The sequence below is a fragment of the Xanthomarina gelatinilytica genome (assembly GCF_000348685.1).
In the GTDB taxonomy this organism is placed as follows: Bacteria; Bacteroidota; Bacteroidia; order Flavobacteriales; family Flavobacteriaceae; genus Xanthomarina; species Xanthomarina gelatinilytica.
On the sequence record NZ_ANLA01000004.1, the window covers coordinates 763,498 to 786,583 of the forward strand.

Here is a 23,086-nt window from a genome sequence, read left to right on the forward strand (position 1 = left end):
TAATTTTTATCAATTTTATAAAAAACACTTAACTTTAAGGAATCTTAATTTTTTAAAATTTAGCATGATTACAAGCAATCAGGATGTTTTTCAAATTCTAACTGAAGCGATATCAGAAGGTATTGTTATTGTAGACGAAAAACAGCATATAGTAGCAATAAATTCGGCAACAGAACTCATGTTTGGTTATGCAAAAGGAGAGCTTATTAACAAGACTTTGGATACTTTAATTCCCGTTCAATACCACAAAGCACACACACATCATTTTAAAGGTTTCATTAAAAATAAAGAAGCTAGGGCCATGGGAATGGATAAAGTGCTTCATGGAGCTAAAAAGGACGGCACTGTTTTTCCCATAGAGGTGGGTTTAAACCCCATAGTAGTGGAAAACAAGTCCTTTGTAATGGCTTTGGTTGTAGACATTACCAAACGTGTTGAAATTGAAAAAACGCTGCACATTAAAAGTAAAGCCTTGCAACACGCAAGTAATGGAATTATAATAACCGATGCTTTACAGAAAGACCATCCAATTATCTATGCCAATACTGCTTTTGAAAAAATTACTGGATATACACAAGAAGACATACTAAATAAAAATTGCAGGTTTTTACAAGCCAATGACACAGAGCAAAAAAGCATTAAAAAAATTAGAAATGCCGTAGCCAAAGGAAAAAGTTGTCATGTGGTGTTGCGAAATTACAGAAAAGATGGTTCCATGTTTTGGAACGAGTTGCACATTACACCCATTAAAGACAATGCTGGTGTGGTCACTCATTTTATAGGGATCCAAAACGATGTGTCACAGCGTAAAATGGCCGAAGAAAACCAAGCACACCTTGCAGCTATTTTAGATGAATCTTTAAATGAGATTTATGTGTTCGATTCCAAGAGTTTCAAGTTTTTAAATGTTAATTATGGAGCCATAAAAAATTTGGGTTATAGCCTTGAAGAGTTAAAAAACATGACTCCTGCTGATATTAAACCAGAATACACCTTAGAGAAATTTAAAAATCAGGTAGATCCGTTATTGAAAAAACAAGTAAAAACCTTAGGATTTGAAACCATTCACGAAAGAAAAAATGGCAGCAAATACCCTGTGGAGGTCCACTTGCAATTATCCAATTTTGAAGATAAAGAAGTTTTTGTGGCCATTATTCTGGATATTTCCGATAGAAAAAAACAGGAGTTTTTTAAAATCAAGCAAAACCGTATCCTGGAATTAATAGTTTTGGATACACCCATAGAAACAACCTTAAAAGATGTTGCGTATTTAATTGAAGAGCAATTTGAAGATGTTTATGTATCCATACTATTGCTGGATCAAGAGTCTCAAAACTTACATGGTCTCGTGGCTCCTAGCTTGCCAGAAGCCTACTCAAAGAACATAAATAGCATGTTAATAGGTGAACATGTAGATAGTACTGGCACTACAGCGTTTTTAGAGCAAGAACTGGTTGTGTCGAACATTGAGACACATCCATTATGGCAAAACTTCAAGCATTTGGTTTCACCTCATGGTCTGCAAGCTTGCTGGACAACTCCTATTGTTTCTTCCAAAAACGTTCCTCTGGGTGTTTTTGCCATTTATAGAAAAGAAAACATGGCCTTTGCAAACCTAAATAAACAGGTGGTTCAGGTGGGTAATAAATTGGCAGGCATAGCTATAGAAAAACATTTAACCAATAAGTATATTGTAAAAACCCAAAACCAATTGGAAAGGTATGCCAAAAACTTACAGGAACAAGTAGACGAGCAAACCAAAGAATTAAAAGCAGCCCTTAAAAAAGAAATAGAGCTTAATGAGTTAAAAACAAAGTTCCTGTCTTTAGTGTCTCACGAATTTAAAACCCCTTTAAGTGGTATTTTAACATCCACCATGTTGCTAAAAAAATACACCATGGTAGACCAACAGGAAAAACGCGATAAACATATAAATACCATAACGAATATTGTAAACAATTTAAACAATATTTTAAACGATTTTTTATCTGTAGAAAAAATGGAATCTGGTAAGGTTAATTACCATTTTAAGGAGTTTAAATTAAGTAAGGTCCTTAATGAAGTTATTTACAACTCCAACATGCTTTTAAAAGATGGACAGAAAATTAAATATCCAGAAAACATTGATGAGATATCGTTGCAACAAGATGAGAAAATATTAGAGCTTACTTTGTCCAATGTAATACATAATGCCATTAAATATTCCCCAGAGAATAGCAATATAGATGTAGCAATTGCCCAAAATAAACACCAAACCGTTTTTAAAATAAAAGATCAAGGTGTAGGTATTCCAGAAAAAGATCAAAAAAATATATTCAACCGTTATTTTAGGGCCGAAAACGTATTAACAACCCAAGGTACAGGTATTGGGCTAAACATTGTAAAAAACCATATTGAAAACTTGGGAGGCTCCATTACATTTGCTAGTCAGGAGCAAGTAGGTACAACCTTTACCATTACCATACCCAATAAGCCAGCTAAAGACCTGCTGTAATGTTATTTTTTTTAAAAAATTGAAAAATATTGTAGAGTAAGTATATTGAAAAAGACCATATTAAACACTAAAAAAACAAATGAAAACCATTTTATTAATTGAAGACGATGTTGTTTTAAGGGAGAACACTGCCGAACTGTTGGAGCTTTCAAATTATAAGGTTTTAACAGCTTCCAATGGAAAAATGGGAGTTGTTATGGCTAAAAGCAGTCTTCCAGATATTATTGTTTGCGATATCATGATGCCAGAACTTGATGGTTATGGCGTATTAAGTGAATTGTCTAAAAACCAAGAGACCAAGCACATCCCTTTTATCTTTCTATCGGCCAAAACCGAACAACAAGATGTGAGAAAAGGCATGAATTTAGGTGCAGACGATTATATCACCAAGCCTTTTAACGAAGTAGATTTAATAAGTGCCATAGAAAGCCGATTGGCAAAAGCAGCCATTCTTAAAGAATCCAATGTTCAGACAGCTGAGCATGCGCTGCAAAACCAGGACGATGAGCTAAAAACCTTAAACGACCTTAAAAACTTTTTAGACGATAATGGTGAAACCATACACTATTCCGAAGGAGACATTATTTACAAACAAGGAGACCATTCCAATACCATATACCTTATCAGTAAGGGAATTGTGAAATGTCATATTCTTGATGAGAAAGGCAAAGAGCTTATAACGGCACTCTATAAAGAAGATGATTTGTTTGGCTACACATCCTTTATGCAAAACATACCTTATCATGAATCTGCAACAGCCATTAAAGACACAACCTTGGTTAGTGTCTCTAAAAATGTCTTAAAGGAAGTGTTGGAAAAAAACCATTTGGTAACCTTGGAATTAATACAGTTACTTACAGACAATTTATTTCATGTTAAAGAGCAGTTGTTGCAAATGGCTTACGGATCTGTAAATCAAAAAACAGCGCAAACAATCATTCAATTCTCTGAAAAGTTAAACCGAAAACCAAACGAACCTATTAGGATTTCCAGAAACGACTTAGCAAGTGTGGCAGGAATTGCAACAGAAACCTTAATAAGGACCATGACCTATTTTAAAAAACAAGGTCTTATTGAAGTGGAAGGTAGAAATATAAAAATTTTGGACCTGGAAAAACTTAAAGAAATCTATTAATTGCCCTAAGGTAAGTGCAATATGATGAATATCATTTTATAAGTTACTTGGTGGGCTTATTTTTGAGCTTTAAGTTATTAAGTAATGAAAAATGTCCTATTGCCCACAGATTTTTCAGAAAACTCATGGAATGCCATAAAATACGCTATAGATTTTCATGAGGGAATAGACTGTAATTTTTTTCTGTTACATGTTAACAGATTGAGCCATGTGGTTTTAAACGATGCGCCATATTTGCCTACACAGGATGTTATTGAAGATGTTTACACCAAACCTGCCAAGGCTCAGTTACGAGCTATGTTAAAACGTGTCACTGCATATAAGTCCCAAAATAAAAAGCATAAGTTCTATACCATTTCAGATTATAATTTTTTTGTGGAATCCATACGTGAGCATGTTGAAGAAAATAACATAGACTTAATAGTTATGGGTACCAAAGGGGCTTCTGGACTTAAAAAAGTTATTATTGGCAGCAATACAGGAGACATTATTACCAAGGTGCCTTGCACTACTTTAGTGGTACCTGAAAATGCAACCTACAAAAGCATCAAGGAAGTGGCTTTCCCTACAGATTTCTCTTTACATTACAACATAAATACCTTGGAGCCTATTTTAAAAATAGTTCAGAAAAACCAAGCAGCATTAAGGGTTGTTCATATTAGCAAAAAGCAAACCGAATTAAACAGGGACCAAATAAAAAACAAAGAGTTGCTTGAAGATTATTTTCATGCAAACACACATAGTTTTCATTTTCTAACCAACAAAAAAGTTGAAGCAGCAGTTCAATGTTTTGTTGAAAGCAGAGATATAGATATGATAACTATGGTTGCTAAAAACCTTAATTATTTTCAACAAATTTTGTTTCATTCAAAAGTGGAAGAAATAAGTTACCATATAAATATTCCGTTTTTGGTGTTACATAATTAAAAACAAAAATTATGGACATGTCTATTTTACTAGCCAAATTCTGGGGTTGGTACCTCATCGTGTTTTTTGTGATTTTAAGTTTCAATCCCAAACGCATAAAACAAATTTTCAATGACTTAAGAGACGAGAAATTTTTAATTATTGCTTCGTTTGTGGCCATTATTATTGGGTTGATAAACATTCTATTGCACAATGTCTGGGAAGCCAATTGGAAGCTTATTATAACCTTAATAGGTTGGATAGCCTTGTTTAAGGGCTTGGCCTTATTTACATTTCCCCGGCAAACTGTAAAAAGACTAAACTATATAAACGTAAAATTTGTACAGGTAATTTATATGTTGCTTTTTCTGTTGGGAGTGTTACTTTTAAATATTGCCTATAATATTGTGCCTTATTGATTTTTTAAAAAAAATGTCAAAACATGACAGATGTCATTTTATTTTTTTTAAATAGTCGCTATATTTATTACATAAATAAAACATAGATTACTTCGTGATGTACTAGTTTATTTGAAAACCATTTCTTTAGATGGGTTTTTAAAAAAAAATTCTAACAATGACAGAGGAATCATTATTAGATTTAAGCTATTAATCTGAGAAAGCCAGAAATTTAATTTCTGGCTTTTTTGATTTTATTTTTGAAAACTGATAAATGTCATATTTTTTATCTTAAACATAGTTTACTTTTATCCTATAAATATAGTGTTTATATGGTTAAAGGTTATTGTGTTAAAGTACATAACCAAAATTAAGATTCTTGAGTAGTTGTTTAACTTTGTTTAATAAGTCTTTATTAGATTTTTAAGATGGGTTAATATTTTAAAAAAGTTAATGAATACTATAGAACTCTTAACAAAGCGAGAAAGGTAAAAACTTTCTCGCTTTTGTTTTTTACATGGTTTGCCACCTTCTGATATTTATCATAGTTTTTCTTTCTAGTATTGACTAAATTTAAAGTTAATATTAATACCACTTTCATGAGAAAAATATTGATACCTACAGATTTTTCAGACAATGCAATGAATGCCATAAAATATGCTTTGGAACTTTTTAAGTACCACAAAAGCAAATTTTATATCATGCATGCCTATCAAGATGAAATTTATGCAGACGAAACTGTGCTTAATAGGAATAAACTGGCAACAGTTACCAAACAAGTGCATAACGCGTCAACCAAAAAGTTGGATAATGTCTTGAAACAGATTAAAGAAATTTCGCCAAACCCTAGGCATGAGTATTTTGCTTTGCCAGCAAATAGTGTTTTGGTGGATGAGGCAGATAGAATTGTGGATAAAGAAAACATAGACATTATTGTTATGGGAACCAGAGGCGAAACAAACGATAGACGCATGACTTTTGGTTCTAACACCTTGCAGGTTTTAAAATATGTGGCCTGTCCTGTTCTGGCCATTCCAGAAAATTATAAATATACACAGCCAAAACACATCATGTTCCCAACCAATTACATGATTCCTTATAAAAGAAGGGAACTTAAATTGTTTTGTGATATGGCATCACCTTTTAGGGCTACCATAGATATGGTTTATATTTCAATGTCTGATAAACTGTCCATGAGACAAGAAGACAATAGGGAGTTTGTTAAAAACGAACTGTGTAAAAACCCAATCAACTTTATTACCATTAAGCAAAAAGACATCACAAAATCCATATTAAAATACATTGAAACCAATAACATAGATATGCTTGTCATGGTAAACACCAGGCAATCTTTTTTAGAGGATATCTTATTTCAAAATAGGGTTTCCAGGCTTACCTTAGAACTGGAAATTCCGTTTTTGGCAATGCAAAACATCAAACGTATTTAATTCATTTATTAAAACTCCGTATCATGAAAAACATATTGTTACCAACAGATTTTTCAGAAAATTCATGGAATGCCATTTCCTATGCACTGCACTTATTTAAAGACGAAATATGTACATTTCATCTATTACATACTTACACACCAATTGTGTATCATGTAGAGTATGTTATGGTAAGTACGTCTCAGTTTGATTTGGCAGATGTTATAAGGGAGCAGGCCTTAAAAAGCTTAAGGGATTTTGAAACCAGGATCCAGGAAACCTTTAACAACCCAAAGCATCACTTCGAGTCTAAAGCAGTTTTTAACACCTTAACGCTTGAAATTTCAGAACAGGTTAAAGAAAACAAAATAGACTATGTAGTTATGGGAACCAAAGGTGCCACAGGCGCAAAGGAAATTTTATTTGGCTCCAATACGGTTCATGTGTTCAAGCAGGTAAAATGTCCTGTATTGGCAGTGCCTGATGGTTTTAAATTTGAGCCATCCCTAGACATTTTATTTCCTACTGATTACGAAATTGATTATCAAAACAAACAAATTCAGCCTATAGTCGAGTTGTCCAAAAGCTATCAATCCACAGTACATGTGCTGAATGTGTCCTATGGTAAAGATTTAACCGAAGAGCAAAAGAGAAACATGGCCAAATTGGGAAGCTTGTTTAAAAATATTACGTCTAGATTTCACAGTGTTAAAAACCAAGAAATAACCAAAGCAATTTCCGATTTTCAAAACAAAACCAGAATTGATCTTTTGGTTATGATTAACAACAAACATTCGTTTTTTGAAAACTTGTTTTTTAAATCCACCATCAACCAAATAGGCTTTCATTTAAACATTCCATTTCTTGTAATCCCATCCAAGATGGCCAATAATTGAATGGATTAACCCATTCGTTTTAATAATACCATAAATTAAAGATGCAGCCATGAACCCTAACATAGAAATCACGAAATCCTCAGGTGAAAAAGTGAAATTTTCCCTAGAAAAACTCAGGGCTTCCTTAAAACGATCTGGAGCAGATGCAGACCTTATTAACCAAATATTGGATAAGGTTAGGGACGAGCTGTACCAAGGTATTTCAACCAAAGAAATTTACAATAGGGCTTTTGCCTTGCTTAAGAAGAAAAAAAGCTACTTTGCATCCAAATACAAATTGAAAAAAGCCATATACGAACTTGGTCCAACAGGCTTCCCTTTCGAGAATTTCATAGCTGCCATATTTACTTATTCCGGTTATAAAACCGATGTTGGTAAAATCTTGCAAGGAACATGTGTTTCACATGAAATAGATGTAGTGGCAAATAAAAATGGGGAAACAACCATAGTGGAATGTAAATTCCATAGTGAAGAAGGACGAAACTGTAACGTAAAAGTACCACTATACATTGCTGCCAGATTTAAAGATGTAAAACAGCATTGGGATTCCAAACCACATAAAACCCAATTAGTTGCAGGTTATGTGGTTACCAATACACGTTTTACCCAAGATGCCTTACATTATGGAAATTGTGTGGGTTTAAAATTATTGAGTTGGGACCACCCAAAAGAAGATGGCCTAAAAGATAAAATTGATAGATTGGGCCTATATCCAATAACGGTTTCAACTTTATTGACCAATAGGGAAAAACAATTTTTGTTAAGCAGAGACGTGGTCTTGTGTAGGGATTTAATAGGAGACGCTTTTTATTTGGATCATTTGGGAGTTTCAGAAACCAGAAAAGAAAGAATACTAAATGAGATTAAACAACTTTGTAACAGTTAAATTATGGAACAAAAAGTAAAAATACATTTTTTGGGAGCTTCTGGCGTGGTAACTGGATCTAAGTTTTTAATAGAAACCACCCAAAAAAATATGTTAGTGGATTGTGGCATGTTTCAAGGTCTTAAAGAATTAAGGGAATTAAATTGGGACGACCTCTCTGTGGATGTAGAGGAAATAGATGTGGTTTTGTTAACCCATGGCCATTTGGACCATGTTGGCTATTTGCCAAGACTTGTAAAACAAGGTTTTCAGGGCAAGATTGTGGGAACAGCGCCAACCCTTGCCATTGCTGAAATAATTTTAAGGGATAGTGCCAAAATTCATGAGGAAGAAGCTGAAAAAGCCAACAAGGAACAGTATACCAAACATGAGCCAGCATTGCCTTTTTACACTACTGACGAAGCAGAAAAAACCATACGAAAGTTTCAAGCTGAGAAAGAAAATAAATGGATAAAACTTACTGAAAACATATCTTACAGATTTCAATACAATGGCCATATTATTGGTGCTACCTTTATAGAGTTGGACATGTTTGAGAAGCGGTTTGTGTTTTCTGGAGATATTGGCAGAACCAACGACTACTTATTGGACAATCCTAAAAGACCAGAGTGGGCAGATTATTTATTTATTGAAAGCACCTACGGGAATAAATGTCATCCAGAAGAAGATGTGGAAGGTTTGCTTACAGGGCTGATAATAAACACCATACACGCAAAAGGAAATTTAATTATCCCTAGTTTTGCAGTGGAAAGGTTGCAAACCCTAATGTATATTTTATGGAAACTGTATCAAAAAAACCGAATTCCCAACATTCCAATATTTATAGATAGTCCCATGGGAAATAACGTGTTGGAGGTTTTTAAACAATTTCCAAACTGGCACAAACTTTCAGACGAAGAATATAGAGCCATGTGTCATCATGTAAACATTGTGGAATCTTATAAAGAAACTTGGGAAACCGTAGACGATAAACGCTCCAAAATAGTTATTGCAGGAAGTGGTATGGTAACCGGAGGAAGGGTTTTAACCTACCTGCAACAATTAATAGATGTAAGCTCCACTACTGTTTTACTGGTAGGATACCAAGCAGAAGGAACAAGGGGAAGACAACTTTTGGAAGGCGCGCAAGAAATTAAGTTCTTTGGGAAATATTATCCAGTTAAAGCTTCGGTAAAGCACATTGAGAGTTTGTCGGCTCATGCAGATCAAAAAGATTTATTAAATTGGATGAGCGAAATAAAAAACATTCCAGAAAAAGTATATTTAATTCATGGGGAACCAACAGCATTGGATGCGTTTAGGGTTAAGATTAAAGACACTTACAACTGGAATGCTACCATACCAAAATTAAAAAGTGTAGACACTTTGGTGCTTTAAATGTTTATATTTAAACAATACTTTGTAATATTTTAAACCATGAATACACTGCAAGATTATAAGGGTTTTAATAGGGAAAAATCTATTGAAGAGCTACAATATACCATGCTCAATCACATAGAAAGTCTTCAAATTGTAAAAGAAGAACTTCAGTTTTTGCAATTTTTAACTCAGGCTCAAATTTTTAACCCAAATACCATGGATCTTTTTGAAAGGTTGGAACACTTTAAAAAAGAATTGGACAAACGCATTCACAAATCTGGGAAGTTAATAATTGATGCCAATTTTCACGCCAATCAAATTGCAAATAAAATAGAATGCGATGAGCTTGCATGCGACAATTATTTTATAAATGCCCATAATGAATTGGAGCAGTATATCCATCAGTTTAGCAATCAAACTTCAAAATTTAAGCAGGATCTGTTTCAGTATTTTAAAAGCGTGATTAAAACAGCATAACAGGTTTGCAATTTTAAGAATTTTTAACATAACCAACTGATAATTATCATTTTAAAAAAGGTTTTTGCTGGTTAAATTAGTAACAAATAAAAAGTTTAACTTAAAACTTAATATCATGTCACTTATTAAATTTAACAATCGAAACAGGTTATTCCCTTGGAGTAATACAGACTTAAAATCCTTTTTAGGATCTGATGATTTTTTTAACGACGACTTTTTTTCTGAAGATAGCCTAATGCCAGCTATGAACGTAAAAGAGAACCCAACGGATTTTCAAATAGAATTTGCTGCACCTGGTTTTTCCAAAGAAGATTTTGAAGTTTCAATTGACAACGACATCCTTCATGTAAGTGGAGAGAAAAGCAAGGAAAAAGAACAGGAAGATGACAACTATTCCCGAAAAGAATTTAGTTACAACACCTTTAAACGTTCTTTGAAATTGCCTGCCAGTATCAATACAGAAAAAGAGGCTCAAGCAACTTATAAAGATGGCATATTAAAACTTCAGTTATCTAAAAAAGAAGCAGAAAAGCCATCCAATAGAAAACGAATAGAAGTTAAATAGCATTCCCCTAAGTTAATAGTAGGCTGCCTGAAACAATAAGTATAATTTGTCTGGTTTAGACAGGCTTTGGTCAAATTCCATATGGTTGGTTAGTTAGTAATTGAATATATTGATCAAGCCTTAAAAGTTATATTAACCAATCAGGCAGCTTTTTTAAATACAAACAGCATGTTTACATTTGAAACAAAATATCTAGAATGGCTAAGTGCTTCAGAAATGCACCAAGCTACTTTGAATTGGTATTCCGAGTTGAATTTTGTAAAAGATGAACAACTTTTTTTTTGACGACCTTATCAAATCTTACACATTACAATTGATAAATCCCAATTATTTTGAGGACAGCAAGCAATTGGTTGAAAGGTTAAATAAGTTTCAAGAAGACACAAACCAGTTGATAGAGGTTGTTAAAGCACACAGAAATTCATTGCAAATATTAATAGATGGCATTAACCAGTTAGAAGAAGAAACAGCATACAAAAAAGAACACAAAGAACTAGCCCTTAAACTATCAGAATTTAAACAGACTTACCATACGTTTAAAACAAGTTTTTTTGAGCATATCAAGACCATCATGAAAGAAGAAAAGCAACAGCGTTTATTGGATTAGTTTTCAATGACTGTGAAAAATAAATAAAGGCACTTTTAAGTCATCGCTTATTTTTTTGGTATCCGAAGCTGTTAAAAAACGTTCAAATGCAGTTTCCTTTTGTACAAGCAATGCCATAAGGTCTGCTTTGTTTTTGTTTAAATATTGAGCCACAACTTCATGAATGTTTTTGTTTTTAACCAATTGGTATTCAAATGTTGTATCCTTCAGGTTGGTTTTAAGATGTTCCTGGTCTTGTGCTTCAGGAGTTCCTTCATCTTGCGGAATCACTCGTACCACATCCAATGAGGTTTTAAATGTTTTAACATAGGACAAAAGCTTTAAAAAAGCCTTGCTGTTTAAAGAATCTGTTTGATCTAATGGAAGAAACAATGTATGGGGTTTTTTATATTGAAATCCTTTTGGGATCACTAAAGTTGCACAATCTACTTTTCTAATTACATTAATGGTATTGCTGCCAAAAACCACTTCTTTGGCTCCAGTGACACCATTGGTTCCCATAACAATTAAATCTATTTTTTTAGAGCTTATTATTTGGTTTACAGAATCTGTTAACACATCATAATCCACAATGGTTTCAAAGCTTATCTTTTTATTGCTTGAGTTGGATTCAAGGGTTTTAACATATTTGTCTAGTTTGGTTTTGGCTTTTTTTACCAAAGAATTGTAAATGCTACTGGTGCCAGCTGCCATTAAATCGCTTGTGGTATAAACCGATTTTTGAGGAATATGTAACATGTAAAAACAACTTGCTTGGTCTTGAAACAATTGCAAGGCATAGTTAGTGGCATTTTTTGCACTTTCAGAAAAATCTGTTAGTAATAAAATGTGTTTCATGTGTTTTTGGTATAACTTGTTTTTAGCTTTCTGAAATTCCAATCTTTATTAGAAAAGGTATCATTAAAAACTTAATTGATTTTAAGTTCCAACTACAACTTCAATAAAAAGGAAACCTAAAATTATCAAAAAAATAGTGCAACAGCTATGATTTTGGTCAATTTAGGCAAAAAAAAAGACCCTCAAGTATTTGAGGGTCTTATAATTTTCTTGAAGTAAACTGTTATTAGTTTCCTTTAACTGCATTAGCAGCGTCGTTTGCAGCTTTTTTAGTTGCATCGGCAGCATCATTGGCAGCTTTTTCTGTAGCAGCAGCAGCGTCGTCAATTGCTTCGCCAGCAGCATCAGCAGCATTGTCGATAGCTTCACCAGCTTCGTCCATTGCTTCTTCAGTTGCATCCATTGCATCTTCTGCAGCTTCTTCAGCATCGTCAGCAACTTCTTCAGCAGCATCCATTGCGTCTTCAGCAGCATTTTCTACAGCGTCTTGAGCATTTTCATTTTTTGTATCTCTACAAGAAGTGAAAGTTAAACTTAGGCATAATAACAATACAGTACTTAATAATAATTTTTTCATTAGTTAAAGTTTTAGTGTTAAAAATTAATACCACGAATTTAATAACTAATTGTGTAACTTTTGCAAGTTTTGTTAACATTTTTTAACATAATAGTTACAAGTCCGTAAATTAATCTCTTTATGTACGTAAAAAAGACATGATTTGGATGACAGCTCCTCGATTATTTTTTATGTAGCTTAGGTTTTTTTCTCCAGAAGTTTTTCGTAATGTGCTGTTGTTTATAAGGTTGTCCAATATTTGATGTAGCTCTTTGGCGTTTTTTACGGAGAACATCCCTTGATTTTTTAGCATCTCTATGGCCTCTGGAAAATGGTTGTAGTGCTCTCCAATAATAATAGGAATACCAAAAACAGCTGGTTCCAGGGTGTTGTGCAAGCCGGTTTTTCCTGCTGCACCACCAACATAAGCTATATTGGCATAGCTGTAAACCTTGGAAAGTAATCCAATGGTGTCTAAAATAAGAACTTGATAGGTAGCAATTGTGTGGTTGTTTTTTTCAGAGTAGAGAACCGTTTTTTTGTTAAAAGCTTGCTTTAATTTAAGGATCTGAGTTTTTTTAATATTGTGTGGAGCGATAATAAATTTCACTTTAGCGCTATTTTCCAATGAATTGATGTAATCTATTAAAAAAACCTCGTCCTCAGGCCACGTGCTTCCAGCAACAACACAAAGGTTATCCCCTTTAAAATGCGCAATAAAATCCAAGGAATTATGCTGTTCAAGCTGGTTGTAAACCCTATCAAACCTGGTGTCTCCAGAAACAGAAACATCGTTGTAGCCTATGCGTTGCAAGAGTTTTTTTGAAGTCTCATCTTGTGTAAAGATATGCTGAAAAGCAAATAAAGCCTTTTTCATAAAGCCACCATAAAACTTAAAATATATTTGATTGTCCCGAAACAAAGCAGAAATCAAAATGGCTTTTAAGCCTCTGTAATTTAATTCGTTTAACAGGTTTGGCCATATATCATATTTCACAAAAATGGTCAACTCTGGATGTACCAAATCCAGAAATCTTTTTGCATTGGATTTGGTGTCAAAAGGAAGATAGATCACCACATCGGCAATGTTGGTGTTTTTTCTTATTTCGTAACCAGAAGGGGAAAAGAAACTTAAAACTATTTTATGTTTGGGATAGTCTTTGCGTAATTCCCTAAAGACAGGAAGTCCTTGTTCGTATTCGCCTAAAGAGGCACAATGAAACCAAAGGGTCTTGTCTGTTTGGGAAATCTTGTTTTCTAAGATCTTGAATGTGTGTGTTCTACCTGTTATTCCAAGTTTTATTTTGTGGTTAAAAATTGAAATACCTTTCAACACCAGTTGCGTAACATAAATACCAAAATTATAAATAAGCTGCAATTTTAAATCTTTAATGCTAAAATACACTTCTTTGACAAAATTTCATTGGTTAACGTTTACTAATTTTGTAATTTCGTACAGTATGAAAAAAATTCAAATGGTTGACCTTAAAGGTCAGTATATAGGTATCAAAGATGCTGTTAATCCTGCCATTCAGGAAATTCTGGAAAACACATCTTTTATTAATGGACCTAAGGTTCATGAGTTTCAAAAAAATCTTGAAAATTATTTAGGGGTCAAGCATGTTATTCCTTGTGCCAATGGCACAGATGCCTTGCAGATTGCCATGATGGGCTTGGGATTGAAACCTGGTGATGAGGTTATAACAGCCGATTTCACCTTTGCAGCAACCGTAGAAGTTATAGCTTTGCTCCAATTAACACCAGTTTTGGTAGATGTCAACCCAGACGATTTCAATATTGATGTGGATGCCATTAAAAAAGCCATAACCCCAAAAACAAAGGCTATTGTTCCTGTACATTTATTTGGGCAATGTGCCAATATGGAGGCCATTATGGATATTGCTAAAGAGCACAATTTATACGTTATTGAAGACAATGCACAAGCCATTGGAGCCACTTATACATTTAGCAACGGTAAAAAAGCTAAAGCAGGAACTATAGGCCATGTTGCTTCCACTTCTTTTTTCCCTTCTAAAAACTTAGGATGTTATGGAGATGGAGGAGCCATTTTTACTAATAATGATGACTTGGCACACACCATTCGTGGCATTGTTAACCATGGTATGTACGAACGTTACCATCATGATGTGGTTGGCGTAAACTCCAGATTGGATTCTATACAAGCTGCTGTTTTGGATATTAAATTGAGAAAGTTGGATAGCTACAATAACGCTAGAAGGGAAGCAGCTAAAAAATACAATGAAGCCTTTAAACATATAGATAAAATAACAACACCATATGAATATGGTTCATCAGACAATCATGTGTTTCATCAATATACACTTAAATTGAAAGATGTTGATAGGGATGGACTTGTTGCTTTTTTAAATGAAAACAATATTCCTTGTGGAGTTTATTATCCCATTCCACTTCACAAACAAAAAGCATACAAAGATGACCGTTATAATGAAGCCGATTTTGAGGTTACCAACCAATTGGTAAAAGACGTTATTTCATTACCTATGCACACAGAATTGGATGATGAGCAAATAACATACATTTCAGAAAAAATTATTGAATTTATAAATGGCTAAAATTTTAGTTACAGGAGGTCTAGGTTTTATAGGCTCCCATACAGTTGTTGAACTTCAAAAAAAAGGGTTCGAGGTGGTGATTATTGATAATTTATCAAACTCATCATTAGCTGTATTGGACGGTATTAAAGCCATTACAGGTATCAAGCCTGATTTTGAGAATATTGATTTAAAAGACAAAAGCCTGGTACAAAGCTTCTTTAACAAACATAAAAACATTCAGGGTATAATACACTTTGCAGCTAGTAAAGCTGTAGGAGAAAGTGTGCAAGAACCTTTAATGTATTATGAAAATAACATTAATTCGCTTATTTATTTACTTCAAGGATATGCACCTTTAGAGTCGCAAAATTTTATTTTTAGTTCTTCCTGCACGGTTTATGGAGAACCGGATCAATTGCCCATTAACGAAGACGCATTAATAAAGCCCGCAATTTCCCCTTACGGAAACACCAAACAAATTGGTGAGGAGATTATTCAAGATGTTTGTAAAGTATCAACTAATTTCAATGCCATTTCTTTAAGATATTTCAATCCTATTGGAGCTCATGAATCTGCACTAATTGGCGAACTCCCTTTAGGTGTGCCACAAAATTTAGTGCCATTTATTACCCAAACGGCTATAGGAAAAAGAAACCAATTGGCAGTCTTTGGAGACGATTATCCAACTCCAGATGGCACCTGTATTCGCGATTACATTCATGTGGTTGATTTGGCCCAAGCTCATGTAATTGCATTATCCAGATTATTGGATAAAAACCATAAAAACAATTTTGAGGTGTTTAATTTAGGTACTGGAACAGGAAGTTCCGTATTGGAAGTCATCCATTCCTTTGAACGTGTTTCTGGTAAAAAATTAAATTATAGAATTGCTGAAAGAAGGGCAGGAGACGTGGTTTCGGTTTTTGCAGATACTAAAAAAGCCAATCTGGAATTAGGCTGGAAAGCCAAGTTAACCTTGGACGATGCCATGCGTTCGGCATGGAAATGGGAACAAAAAATCTCTAAACCATCCTAATTCAAGAATCTTCACCTATAGACATGATATCTTGTCAATATGTCAACGATATGCGCTATCTGTTAAAGGATTCAAAATAATATATTGATTAACAATGATTTAGTATTTGTTTTTTGGAATTCTGTAATCAAATTCGTTCCTTTGTAACTTAAATGATAAAGGAAAACATGAAACTGATTACAATTAAAAGACAAACAAAAGAAGAAAAAAGGTACACACCTAAAATGGGAGAACTGCTAACAAAAGTAACGTATGTTAAAAAAGCTTTTTTAAGCATCCCAATTAAAACCATTCACAAATATCGCGAAACCTATTATGGTGAAGTTAAAGATTGCGAAGCATGTAATCTGGCAAGATAACAAACAAAAAAGCCTCTATTAAGAGGCTTTTTTTTATGCATTTTCTGTTTCTTTCTTATTTTTGAAACCAGCATATAGCAAGAGCCCAAGCCCCAACATAACAGACATGTCTGCCAAATTAAAAATACCGGTTCTAAAAACACCTCCTAAATCGATGTGGAAAAAATCGGTAACAGACCCATAGACAATTCTGTCGTAAACATTGGCAATACCTCCACCAACAATACAGCAAAACCCTATTAGGGACAATCGGTCCAAAGTTTTGTTTTTAATAATATGAATGGTTACATAACCTAAAACAAGAATAGGCAATATTAAGAGAAAAATAAGTCTTAATGTTGGGTTTAAATCACTTCCCATACCTAAAAAAGCACCTGTGTTTTCTACATTGTGTAAGGTAAAGAGATTGCCAATAATTGGTGTTTCACTTCCAGGTGTTACATACAGTCTTACCAAAATTTTAGTTATTTGGTCTAAAGCAATGTTGATAACAATAAGAAGTATGATAAAGGTGTTTCGGGATAGTTTCATTAAGCTTCTTTTGTAAAGGTAGCCGAAGCTGTTTGTGCATCTCTATTTATTTTCTTTACCAAACCTTGCAATACATTTCCAGGGCCAACTTCAGTAAACAAGGTGGCACCATCTGCAATCATTTGCTGTACAGACTGTGTCCATTTTACAGGAGCTGTCAATTGGGAAATTAAATTGCTTTTTATGGCTGCAGCGTCCAATACAGCCGAAGCAGTTACATTTTGGTAAATTGGACAAAGCGGTTTGTTGAAAAACGTGTTTTCTATGGCATCTGCCAACTCTTCCCGAGCAGGTTCCATTAAAGGTGAATGGAATGCACCTCCAACAGGAAGCACCAAAGCACGTCTGGCTCCTTCTGCCTTTAAACTTTCACAAGCTTTGTTAATGGCCATAACTTCCCCTGAAATTACCAATTGCCCTGGACAATTATAATTTGCAGCCACTACAATACCTTCGGTTGTGGCACAAACTTTTTCAACAATATCATCATCTAGACCTAATACAGCTGCCATGGTACTAGGTTTTAATTCGCAAGCTTTTTGCATGGCCATGGCACGTTTGGAAACTAATTTCAAACCGTCTTCAAAGGTTAGGGTTCCATTGGCAACCAACGCCGAAAATTCCCCAAGTGAGTGTCCTGCTACCATATCCGGTTTAAAATCCTCACCTAGAATTTTAGCCAAAATAACAGAATGTAAAAAAATGGCAGGTTGCGTAACCTTGGTTTCTTTTAAATCTTCGGCAGATCCTTGAAACATAATATCTGTGATTGAAAAGCCCAAAATATGGTTGGCTTGTTCAAATAAGTCTTGTGCTAAAGAAGAGCCTTCGTATAGGTCCAAGCCCATTCCAGAAAATTGTGCTCCTTGACCAGGAAATATGTATGCGTTCATGTATTTTTATTTTTAATGTTGCAAAAATAGGAAATTTTAAATTAGTTTTCGGTTGATAGCATTTAATGCATACTTTAAATGGATATGGATGTTTGTTGGGATCTTTCCGTTTTAGCAAAAGTCAATCTCTGGCTAGTGTTGACAACTTATGATATCCTTATTTAATTGTTTCACAACTTCGGAAAATAGGAACTGTTTTTATTTGAAATCAGATGTATCCTCACCGAAACTTTATGTAATAAAAAAATCAACTATAAGATTCGTGTTTTATTTCTCCTAATTATAGGAAGTATCAATCTAGATCAGATATTTGAAGTGAAATTTATTAGTTGAAAAGTCTCAAAGTTAAACCAGCTAAAAAAGTCTTCATTTTTAATTCCAAAAGCGAAGCGACCTATGTTCTAATTTTTACAATCCTACAGCAGCTGCTTCTGCACAACGTTCCCCATCCATGGCAGCAGACACAATGCCTCCAGCATAGCCTCCACCTTCACCACAAGGAAACAAGCCTTTTATCTGTGGGTGTTCTAGGTTCTCGTTTCTTGGAATACTCACAGGGGATGAAGTCCTACTTTCAACACCAACTACATTTGCTTCAGCTGTGTAATATCCTTTCATTTTTTCGCCAAAGGCTTTAAAACCTTGACGCAAGTTGCCACCAATAAGTTTTGGTAAAAGAGCATGTAAAGGAGCCGATTTTAAACCAGGTTGATAAGATGTAGGATTTAAATCTACAGATAACCTACCCTCTACAAAATCTGTTAATCTTTGAGCTGGAGCAGTTTGTGTTCTGCCTCCAGCTGTAAAAGCCAATCGCTCAAGGTCTTTTTGGTATTGCAAAGCTTTCAAGACTCCAAAATGTTCATATTTAGGAAAATCCTTTGCTGCATTTAATTCCACCACGATACCAGAATTTGCGAATTGGTTGTTGCGTCTTGAAGGAGACATCCCGTTTACAACCACTTCACCATTGGCAGTTGCAGCAGGTACAATAAACCCTCCAGGGCACATACAAAACGAATATACACCTCTGTTATTTACTTGTTGCACCAGGCTGTATGATGCTGCTGGAAGTAATTCATTTCTTTTTCCTGAGCAATGATATTGAATGGAATCGATAATGTGTTGTGGATGTTCCACACGAACTCCCATGGCAAAGGATTTTGCTTCTATGGCTATTTTTTTATTATGCAACAGATAAAAAATATCTCTTGCCGAATGTCCTGTTGCTAGAATAACTCTTGTTGCTGGTAATTCAGCATTATTCCATAATTGAATGGCATGTATTTTGTTGTTTTTGATTTTGAAATCGATAACACGGGTTTCAAAATGCACTTCACCTCCATATTTTATGATGGTTTCCCTAATATTTTGTACCACTTTTGGAAGTTTATTGGTGCCAATATGTGGATGCGCATCTACCAAAATTTGGTCTGTGGCTCCATGAAATACCAAGTTTTCAAAAATGCGTCTCACATCGCCACGTTTTAGACTGCGTGTGTATAACTTGCCATCGCTATAAGTGCCAGCACCACCTTCGCCAAAGCAATAATTGGAGTCTTCGTTTACAAAATGGTCTTGGTTTATGGCTCTTAAATCCCTTCGTCTATCTTGTACGTTTTTACCACGTTCCAAGACAATAGGTTTAAATCCTAGTTCTATACAACGTAAAGCAGCATACATTCCAGCAGGACCAAAACCAACAATGTGGATGGGTTTGGCTTTGGAAACATCTTTATAATCGAAAGTGTATTCTGAAGTTTTTGGAACGGGTTCGTCAATATAAACAGCTACTTTATAGTTTAAAATAATTTTAGGTTTTCTGGCATCAATAGATTTACGAAGCACTTTAATACCTGAGATTTTGTCTCTGGACATCCCTAAGTTTTCGGCAGATTTTATTAAAAGAATGTTTGGTGTTTCTTCTTCTTTTAAATTAACGCGTAGCTGAAGCTCTTTTATCATGTGGTAAAATTAGGTAAAAATAAAAGATGTGTGTAAGTTGTTTTTGTTAAGTTTCAAAGTTGTTAAGCTGAAACCATCAATAGATTATTAATAAATGAAACAGAAGTCTAAAATTTACTTCAATTCTTTTTTTTCAATTTTCATTTGTGATGTAATAAAGGGAATTTTAGGAGCAAAAAAATACCCTGTTAAACTGGCAAATAAAATAGGTATAAAATACGAAAATCCAGTTAAGGTTGCCAATAAAATAGTGGTGCTCATAGGTGTTCGGGTCACACAAGCATTTATAGCTGCCATACAACTTACAACAGTTAAAGATAGGCTTATGGATGGAATAAAATGGTGAATGATGAGCCCTAAGGTAGCTCCACAGAAAAACAAAGGAATAATAAATCCACCTCTCCAGCCTGAGGTTACAGTAATGGCTATGGCCAGAATTTTAAAGATTAAAATGGTTATTAAAAATGAAAGCGAAAAGTCGCTTATAAGAAGCTGACTAATTTCATGATGGCCAAAATAGCGTGTTATTGGAAAATAAAAAACTATAAAGCCCAAAGCAATGCCTCCAAGGCAAGTTTTAATGTAAATAGGTGTTTGTAGTTTTTTAAATAGAACTTTAAAGGTTTTTGTGCAATATATAAAACCCCAACCTACAATGGTAGCTGCAATAGCAAAGAGTACAGCATATAAAAAATCGAATTTGGTTAGCATTTCATAAGATGGTAAATCCCAAATGGGTCCAATGCCTATATGAATGATAAAAGCAAAAACCACATAGCTAAAACAACTGGCAACAAAGGCAGGAATAATGGCCTTATAGTATTCTACGGCATGCTCATGATGAAGTATTTCCAAAGAAAACAAGCTTCCACCTAATGGAGCGCCAAATAAGGCTGTAAAACCAGAGGCCATTCCAGCAATACTCATGGAGCGTAAATCTTCGCCTTTAAACCTAAAGAGTTTTCCAAGCCAAGTCCCAGTAGAACCTGTTACCTGAACCAAAGGGGCTTCTGGACCCAAACTTCCACCAGAAGCGATACAAAGTAAAGAAGACAGCACCATGGAAGGGTTGTTTTTGGGGTCTAATTTGCCTTTGTTAAAACGAATGTTATTAACAATTAATTGAATTTCTCCAGGATCTCCAATAAAATGGATAATTAAACCGGCCAACAAACCACATACTGCCATGGTTGGAATAACTTGCCAACCCTGGAAAAAAGCTAATTTATGGGTTAAAAACTCTAAAACAATCCAATAGATGCTGGCTATCACTCCACCAAATAAACCAAGTAAAGCCCATAGTATAAACTTTCTGCTAAAAACAAAAGGATTAAATTGTATGGGTTGGTCTAAGATATTTAGAAAAGTGACTAATTTCCTTTTACGTTTTAGTTTCACTTTTTAAGTATTAAAAAAATAAAAATTATTGTCTAATATAGGTTATAAACGAAAAAGCATGTTGGTGTTTTTCATCCTTGGCATGATACCTGTTTTGGGATTCTTTCCAAATAGTGGTATCAATTTTAGGAAAAAATGTATCTGCTTCAAAATCTTCATGAACTCTGGTAAGCTCAATTTTATCTGCATAGGGCATGGCTTGCTTATAGATTTCGCCTCCACCAATAACAAAAGGTTGTTTGTCTGCTTTGGCAGCATCAAAGGCATCCTCCAGATTGTTAACAAGTATCACACCAGAAGGGACTTGATAATTGTCCTGTCTTGAAATAACAATGTGGGTTCTGTTGGGTAAGGGCTTTGGGAAACTTTCAAAAGTCTTTCTTCCCATGATAATATGATGTCCGTTTGTAAGTTCCTTAAAGCGTTTTAAGTCGTCGCTTAAATGCCAAATAAGCTGATTGTCTTTCCCAATGGCATCATTTTCACCAGCAGCAACAATAAGTGTAATTTCAGAGTTCTTGGAGCTGGTTATCGTCTTTTTTTTTTCAGTGGAAAGTGGATAGTCTTTCTCGACCTGTTGTTGTAATTGTGCGATACGCTCTTTTTGTTTTTCAACCAGCTTGTTAAGTTGCTTTTCTTCCCATTTTTTACTTAGCATTTTAGAGGTTACAAACACATTGAAAAGATGATAAACAAATAAAAACAACCACGCTAAAATGGCAAAAACAAACCAATCTATTCCTAAGAAAGTAACATCTTTGCCAATGTTGAGAACCAGATTGGCAACAATTAAAAACACAGCACCAATTAAAAACACAACAAAGTGTGCATACAAACGTTTTTTTTGCTTGATGCGTTTTTGAGCTGTTTCAATTAATTCCAATTGCTCTTTGTCTATTTGTGGCGTTTCTTTTTTCTTTCCGAACATCTTGCTTAAGTTTAAAGTAAAGTTAGTGCTTTTCTAATGATTTTTAGAAGAAGATGGTCATTAAAATTTGCATTTTGGTGTCAACTGGTTTTCCGTTTTTATAACCTGGGGATTTAAATTTTGGCATGCGTTTTAAAACATTTATGGCTTCGGCTGCCATTTCTTTTTTATGTGCTTTTGCAGTAATTTGTTCAGCTTTTCCTTTTTTGTTTATGGTAAAACTCACTAAAAATTGTGTTGATTTATCTAAAGGAAAAAGCTTGTCTGCCAACTCATAATTGATACTTACCTTTATGTAATCTTTAATTTTATTTGTGGTACATTCTTTTAAAGCCTCGTAGCTTAGTGTTTCATCACAGCTTCTAAACACAGGAAATTTATCGTTTTTAGATGGTTTGGGGTTGTCTACTTTAAATGTAATTGGCAGATAATATGGTACCTTAACAGGTTTTCCGTCTATAAATCCAGGTTTTAATTCAGGTACTAAATTTATGGTGCGAATCGCTTCAGCCTCAAGTTCAGGGTATGGAGCTCTAGCTTTAATGTCTACTATTTTTCCTGTGGTTGATATTTTAAAAAAAACAGAAATTTTCACCATGGTTTCATCTGGTAAATTTAACTTCTCTGCCACTTTTATATTGAAGTTTTCTGCAATATGAGAGTTAATCTTATCATTAAAACATTCTTTTAACCCTTTGTTGTCCATATCTTCATTACAGCCTTTGTAAATGGGAACCCGTTCTACCAAAGCAAAGGATACTTCTTCTGAATTAATGATGTCTTCCGATGGTTTTGTTTCTTGGGAAAACGTAATTAGGCTGATTGCAAAGAGCAATAAAGACAGGTTGAATTTCATT

The 23,086-nt window shown here is 34.3% G+C and carries 23 protein-coding genes; 14 read left to right on the top strand and 9 right to left on the bottom strand.

Annotated features, from left to right (window positions below; genetic code table 11):
• Nucleotides 1–64 precede the first annotated feature (64 nt).
• The 11 genes from D778_RS14345 to D778_RS04125 all read left to right on the top strand — a co-directional run bounded on the left by D778_RS14345 (nucleotide 65) and on the right by D778_RS04125 (nucleotide 11,150).
• Nucleotides 65–2,494, top strand: a complete 2,430-nt coding sequence (locus D778_RS14345) for a PAS domain S-box protein (protein WP_007647936.1) — start codon at nucleotides 65–67, stop codon at nucleotides 2,492–2,494.
• A gap of 79 nt (nucleotides 2,495–2,573) precedes the next feature.
• Nucleotides 2,574–3,629 (top strand): response regulator, encoded by a 1,056-nt coding sequence (locus D778_RS04080; RefSeq protein WP_007647937.1) that lies wholly within the window; start codon nucleotides 2,574–2,576, stop codon nucleotides 3,627–3,629.
• A gap of 84 nt (nucleotides 3,630–3,713) precedes the next feature.
• Entirely contained in the window at nucleotides 3,714–4,556 is an 843-nt protein-coding gene (locus D778_RS04085; RefSeq protein ID WP_007647938.1) for a universal stress protein, read from the top strand.
• Nucleotides 4,557–4,573: 17 nt separating this feature from the next.
• A complete protein-coding gene (locus D778_RS04090; protein ID WP_238307559.1) occupies nucleotides 4,574–4,954 on the top strand; it encodes a hypothetical protein in 381 nt (126 codons plus the stop codon).
• 578 nt (nucleotides 4,955–5,532) lie between these two features.
• Entirely contained in the window at nucleotides 5,533–6,381 is an 849-nt protein-coding gene (locus D778_RS04095; protein WP_007647940.1) for a universal stress protein, read from the top strand.
• Between the two features lie 23 nt (nucleotides 6,382–6,404).
• On the top strand, nucleotides 6,405–7,256 hold the full coding sequence (locus D778_RS04100; protein WP_007647941.1) for a universal stress protein: 852 nt from the start codon (nucleotides 6,405–6,407) through the stop codon (nucleotides 7,254–7,256).
• Nucleotides 7,257–7,305: 49 nt separating this feature from the next.
• Nucleotides 7,306–8,142, top strand: coding sequence for an ATP cone domain-containing protein (locus tag D778_RS04105; protein WP_007647949.1), 837 nt, complete (start codon nucleotides 7,306–7,308; stop codon nucleotides 8,140–8,142).
• A 3-nt stretch (nucleotides 8,143–8,145) separates the two neighbouring features.
• Nucleotides 8,146–9,519, top strand: coding sequence for an MBL fold metallo-hydrolase RNA specificity domain-containing protein (locus tag D778_RS04110; RefSeq protein ID WP_007647950.1), 1,374 nt, complete (start codon nucleotides 8,146–8,148; stop codon nucleotides 9,517–9,519).
• Between the two features lie 39 nt (nucleotides 9,520–9,558).
• Nucleotides 9,559–9,978, top strand: coding sequence for a hypothetical protein (locus D778_RS04115; RefSeq protein WP_007647951.1), 420 nt, complete (start codon nucleotides 9,559–9,561; stop codon nucleotides 9,976–9,978).
• Between the two features lie 115 nt (nucleotides 9,979–10,093).
• Complete coding sequence (locus D778_RS04120) at nucleotides 10,094–10,543, top strand: Hsp20/alpha crystallin family protein (RefSeq protein ID WP_007647952.1); 450 nt, start codon at nucleotides 10,094–10,096, stop codon at nucleotides 10,541–10,543.
• Between the two features lie 265 nt (nucleotides 10,544–10,808).
• Complete coding sequence (locus D778_RS04125; protein ID WP_051052626.1) at nucleotides 10,809–11,150, top strand: hypothetical protein; 342 nt, start codon at nucleotides 10,809–10,811, stop codon at nucleotides 11,148–11,150.
• Nucleotides 11,151–11,153: 3 nt separating this feature from the next.
• Here D778_RS04125 and D778_RS04130 read toward each other — a convergent pair whose 3' ends face one another.
• The 3 genes from D778_RS04130 to D778_RS04140 all read right to left on the bottom strand — a co-directional run bounded on the left by D778_RS04130 (nucleotide 11,154) and on the right by D778_RS04140 (nucleotide 13,921).
• Nucleotides 11,154–11,987 carry a universal stress protein gene (locus D778_RS04130; protein ID WP_155949868.1) on the bottom strand — a complete coding sequence of 278 codons (834 nt, stop codon included), beginning with the start codon at nucleotides 11,985–11,987 and terminating at the stop codon, nucleotides 11,154–11,156.
• 226 nt (nucleotides 11,988–12,213) lie between these two features.
• Nucleotides 12,214–12,564, bottom strand: a complete 351-nt coding sequence (locus D778_RS04135; RefSeq protein ID WP_007647956.1) for a hypothetical protein — start codon at nucleotides 12,562–12,564, stop codon at nucleotides 12,214–12,216.
• A 118-nt stretch (nucleotides 12,565–12,682) separates the two neighbouring features.
• Entirely contained in the window at nucleotides 12,683–13,921 is a 1,239-nt protein-coding gene (locus D778_RS04140; protein WP_007647957.1) for a 3-deoxy-D-manno-octulosonic acid transferase, read from the bottom strand.
• 82 nt (nucleotides 13,922–14,003) lie between these two features.
• On the opposite strand from D778_RS04140, the gene D778_RS04145 reads away from it, so the two are divergent.
• The 3 genes from D778_RS04145 (at nucleotide 14,004) to D778_RS04155 (ending at nucleotide 16,514) form a co-directional block, all read left to right on the top strand.
• A complete protein-coding gene (locus tag D778_RS04145; RefSeq protein ID WP_040491357.1) occupies nucleotides 14,004–15,137 on the top strand; it encodes a DegT/DnrJ/EryC1/StrS family aminotransferase in 1,134 nt (377 codons plus the stop codon).
• The gene (gene galE / locus D778_RS04150) at nucleotides 15,130–16,155 is read left to right on the top strand and encodes a UDP-glucose 4-epimerase GalE (protein ID WP_007647959.1); all 1,026 of its coding nucleotides are present in this window, start codon (nucleotides 15,130–15,132) and stop codon (nucleotides 16,153–16,155) included. The genes D778_RS04145 and galE overlap by 8 nt, the downstream gene beginning before the upstream one ends.
• A 167-nt stretch (nucleotides 16,156–16,322) precedes the next feature.
• The gene (locus D778_RS04155; protein WP_040491455.1) at nucleotides 16,323–16,514 is read left to right on the top strand and encodes a hypothetical protein; all 192 of its coding nucleotides are present in this window, start codon (nucleotides 16,323–16,325) and stop codon (nucleotides 16,512–16,514) included.
• 33 nt (nucleotides 16,515–16,547) lie between these two features.
• On the opposite strand, the gene lspA is transcribed toward D778_RS04155, so the two are convergent.
• From lspA to D778_RS14125, 6 genes are all read right to left on the bottom strand, one after another.
• Nucleotides 16,548–17,045, bottom strand: a complete 498-nt coding sequence (gene lspA / locus D778_RS04160; protein ID WP_007647961.1) for a signal peptidase II — start codon at nucleotides 17,043–17,045, stop codon at nucleotides 16,548–16,550.
• Complete coding sequence (gene fabD, locus D778_RS04165; RefSeq protein WP_007647962.1) at nucleotides 17,045–17,938, bottom strand: ACP S-malonyltransferase; 894 nt, start codon at nucleotides 17,936–17,938, stop codon at nucleotides 17,045–17,047. The genes lspA and fabD overlap by 1 nt, the downstream gene beginning before the upstream one ends.
• A 408-nt stretch (nucleotides 17,939–18,346) precedes the next feature.
• Nucleotides 18,347–19,903 (bottom strand): NAD(P)/FAD-dependent oxidoreductase, encoded by a 1,557-nt coding sequence (locus D778_RS04170; RefSeq protein WP_007647964.1) that lies wholly within the window; start codon nucleotides 19,901–19,903, stop codon nucleotides 18,347–18,349.
• A gap of 114 nt (nucleotides 19,904–20,017) precedes the next feature.
• Entirely contained in the window at nucleotides 20,018–21,301 is a 1,284-nt protein-coding gene (locus D778_RS04175; protein ID WP_040491359.1) for a chloride channel protein, read from the bottom strand.
• A 25-nt stretch (nucleotides 21,302–21,326) separates the two neighbouring features.
• Entirely contained in the window at nucleotides 21,327–22,229 is a 903-nt protein-coding gene (locus D778_RS04180) for a dihydrofolate reductase (protein ID WP_007647966.1), read from the bottom strand.
• Nucleotides 22,230–22,272: 43 nt separating this feature from the next.
• Nucleotides 22,273–23,085, bottom strand: a complete 813-nt coding sequence (locus D778_RS14125; RefSeq protein WP_007647967.1) for an energy transducer TonB — start codon at nucleotides 23,083–23,085, stop codon at nucleotides 22,273–22,275.
• Nucleotide 23,086: the final 1 nt, after the last annotated feature.

Excerpts from the sequence above, each read along its gene's own strand:
- D778_RS04095 (WP_007647940.1), top strand. The coding sequence starts at position 5,533 with ATGAGAAAAATATTGATACCTACAGATTTTTCAGACAATGCAATGAAT.
- D778_RS04155 (WP_040491455.1), top strand. The coding sequence starts at position 16,323 with ATGAAACTGATTACAATTAAAAGACAAACAAAAGAAGAAAAAAGGTAC.
- D778_RS04180 (WP_007647966.1), bottom strand. The coding sequence starts at position 22,229 with ATGTTCGGAAAGAAAAAAGAAACGCCACAAATAGACAAAGAGCAATTG.
- D778_RS04115 (WP_007647951.1), top strand. The coding sequence starts at position 9,559 with ATGAATACACTGCAAGATTATAAGGGTTTTAATAGGGAAAAATCTATT.
- D778_RS04170 (WP_007647964.1), bottom strand. The coding sequence starts at position 19,903 with ATGATAAAAGAGCTTCAGCTACGCGTTAATTTAAAAGAAGAAGAAACA.
- D778_RS14345 (WP_007647936.1), top strand. The coding sequence starts at position 65 with ATGATTACAAGCAATCAGGATGTTTTTCAAATTCTAACTGAAGCGATA.
- D778_RS04135 (WP_007647956.1), bottom strand. The coding sequence starts at position 12,564 with ATGAAAAAATTATTATTAAGTACTGTATTGTTATTATGCCTAAGTTTA.
- lspA (WP_007647961.1), bottom strand. The coding sequence starts at position 17,045 with ATGAAACTATCCCGAAACACCTTTATCATACTTCTTATTGTTATCAAC.
- D778_RS04085 (WP_007647938.1), top strand. The coding sequence starts at position 3,714 with ATGAAAAATGTCCTATTGCCCACAGATTTTTCAGAAAACTCATGGAAT.
- fabD (WP_007647962.1), bottom strand. The coding sequence starts at position 17,938 with ATGAACGCATACATATTTCCTGGTCAAGGAGCACAATTTTCTGGAATG.
- galE (WP_007647959.1), top strand. The coding sequence starts at position 15,130 with ATGGCTAAAATTTTAGTTACAGGAGGTCTAGGTTTTATAGGCTCCCAT.
- D778_RS04105 (WP_007647949.1), top strand. The coding sequence starts at position 7,306 with ATGAACCCTAACATAGAAATCACGAAATCCTCAGGTGAAAAAGTGAAA.
- D778_RS04145 (WP_040491357.1), top strand. The coding sequence starts at position 14,004 with ATGAAAAAAATTCAAATGGTTGACCTTAAAGGTCAGTATATAGGTATC.
- D778_RS04100 (WP_007647941.1), top strand. The coding sequence starts at position 6,405 with ATGAAAAACATATTGTTACCAACAGATTTTTCAGAAAATTCATGGAAT.
- D778_RS04110 (WP_007647950.1), top strand. The coding sequence starts at position 8,146 with ATGGAACAAAAAGTAAAAATACATTTTTTGGGAGCTTCTGGCGTGGTA.
- D778_RS04120 (WP_007647952.1), top strand. The coding sequence starts at position 10,094 with ATGTCACTTATTAAATTTAACAATCGAAACAGGTTATTCCCTTGGAGT.
- D778_RS04080 (WP_007647937.1), top strand. The coding sequence starts at position 2,574 with ATGAAAACCATTTTATTAATTGAAGACGATGTTGTTTTAAGGGAGAAC.
- D778_RS14125 (WP_007647967.1), bottom strand. The coding sequence starts at position 23,085 with ATGAAATTCAACCTGTCTTTATTGCTCTTTGCAATCAGCCTAATTACG.
- D778_RS04125 (WP_051052626.1), top strand. The coding sequence starts at position 10,809 with ATGAACAACTTTTTTTTTGACGACCTTATCAAATCTTACACATTACAA.
- D778_RS04130 (WP_155949868.1), bottom strand. The coding sequence starts at position 11,987 with ATGAAACACATTTTATTACTAACAGATTTTTCTGAAAGTGCAAAAAAT.
- D778_RS04090 (WP_238307559.1), top strand. The coding sequence starts at position 4,574 with ATGTCTATTTTACTAGCCAAATTCTGGGGTTGGTACCTCATCGTGTTT.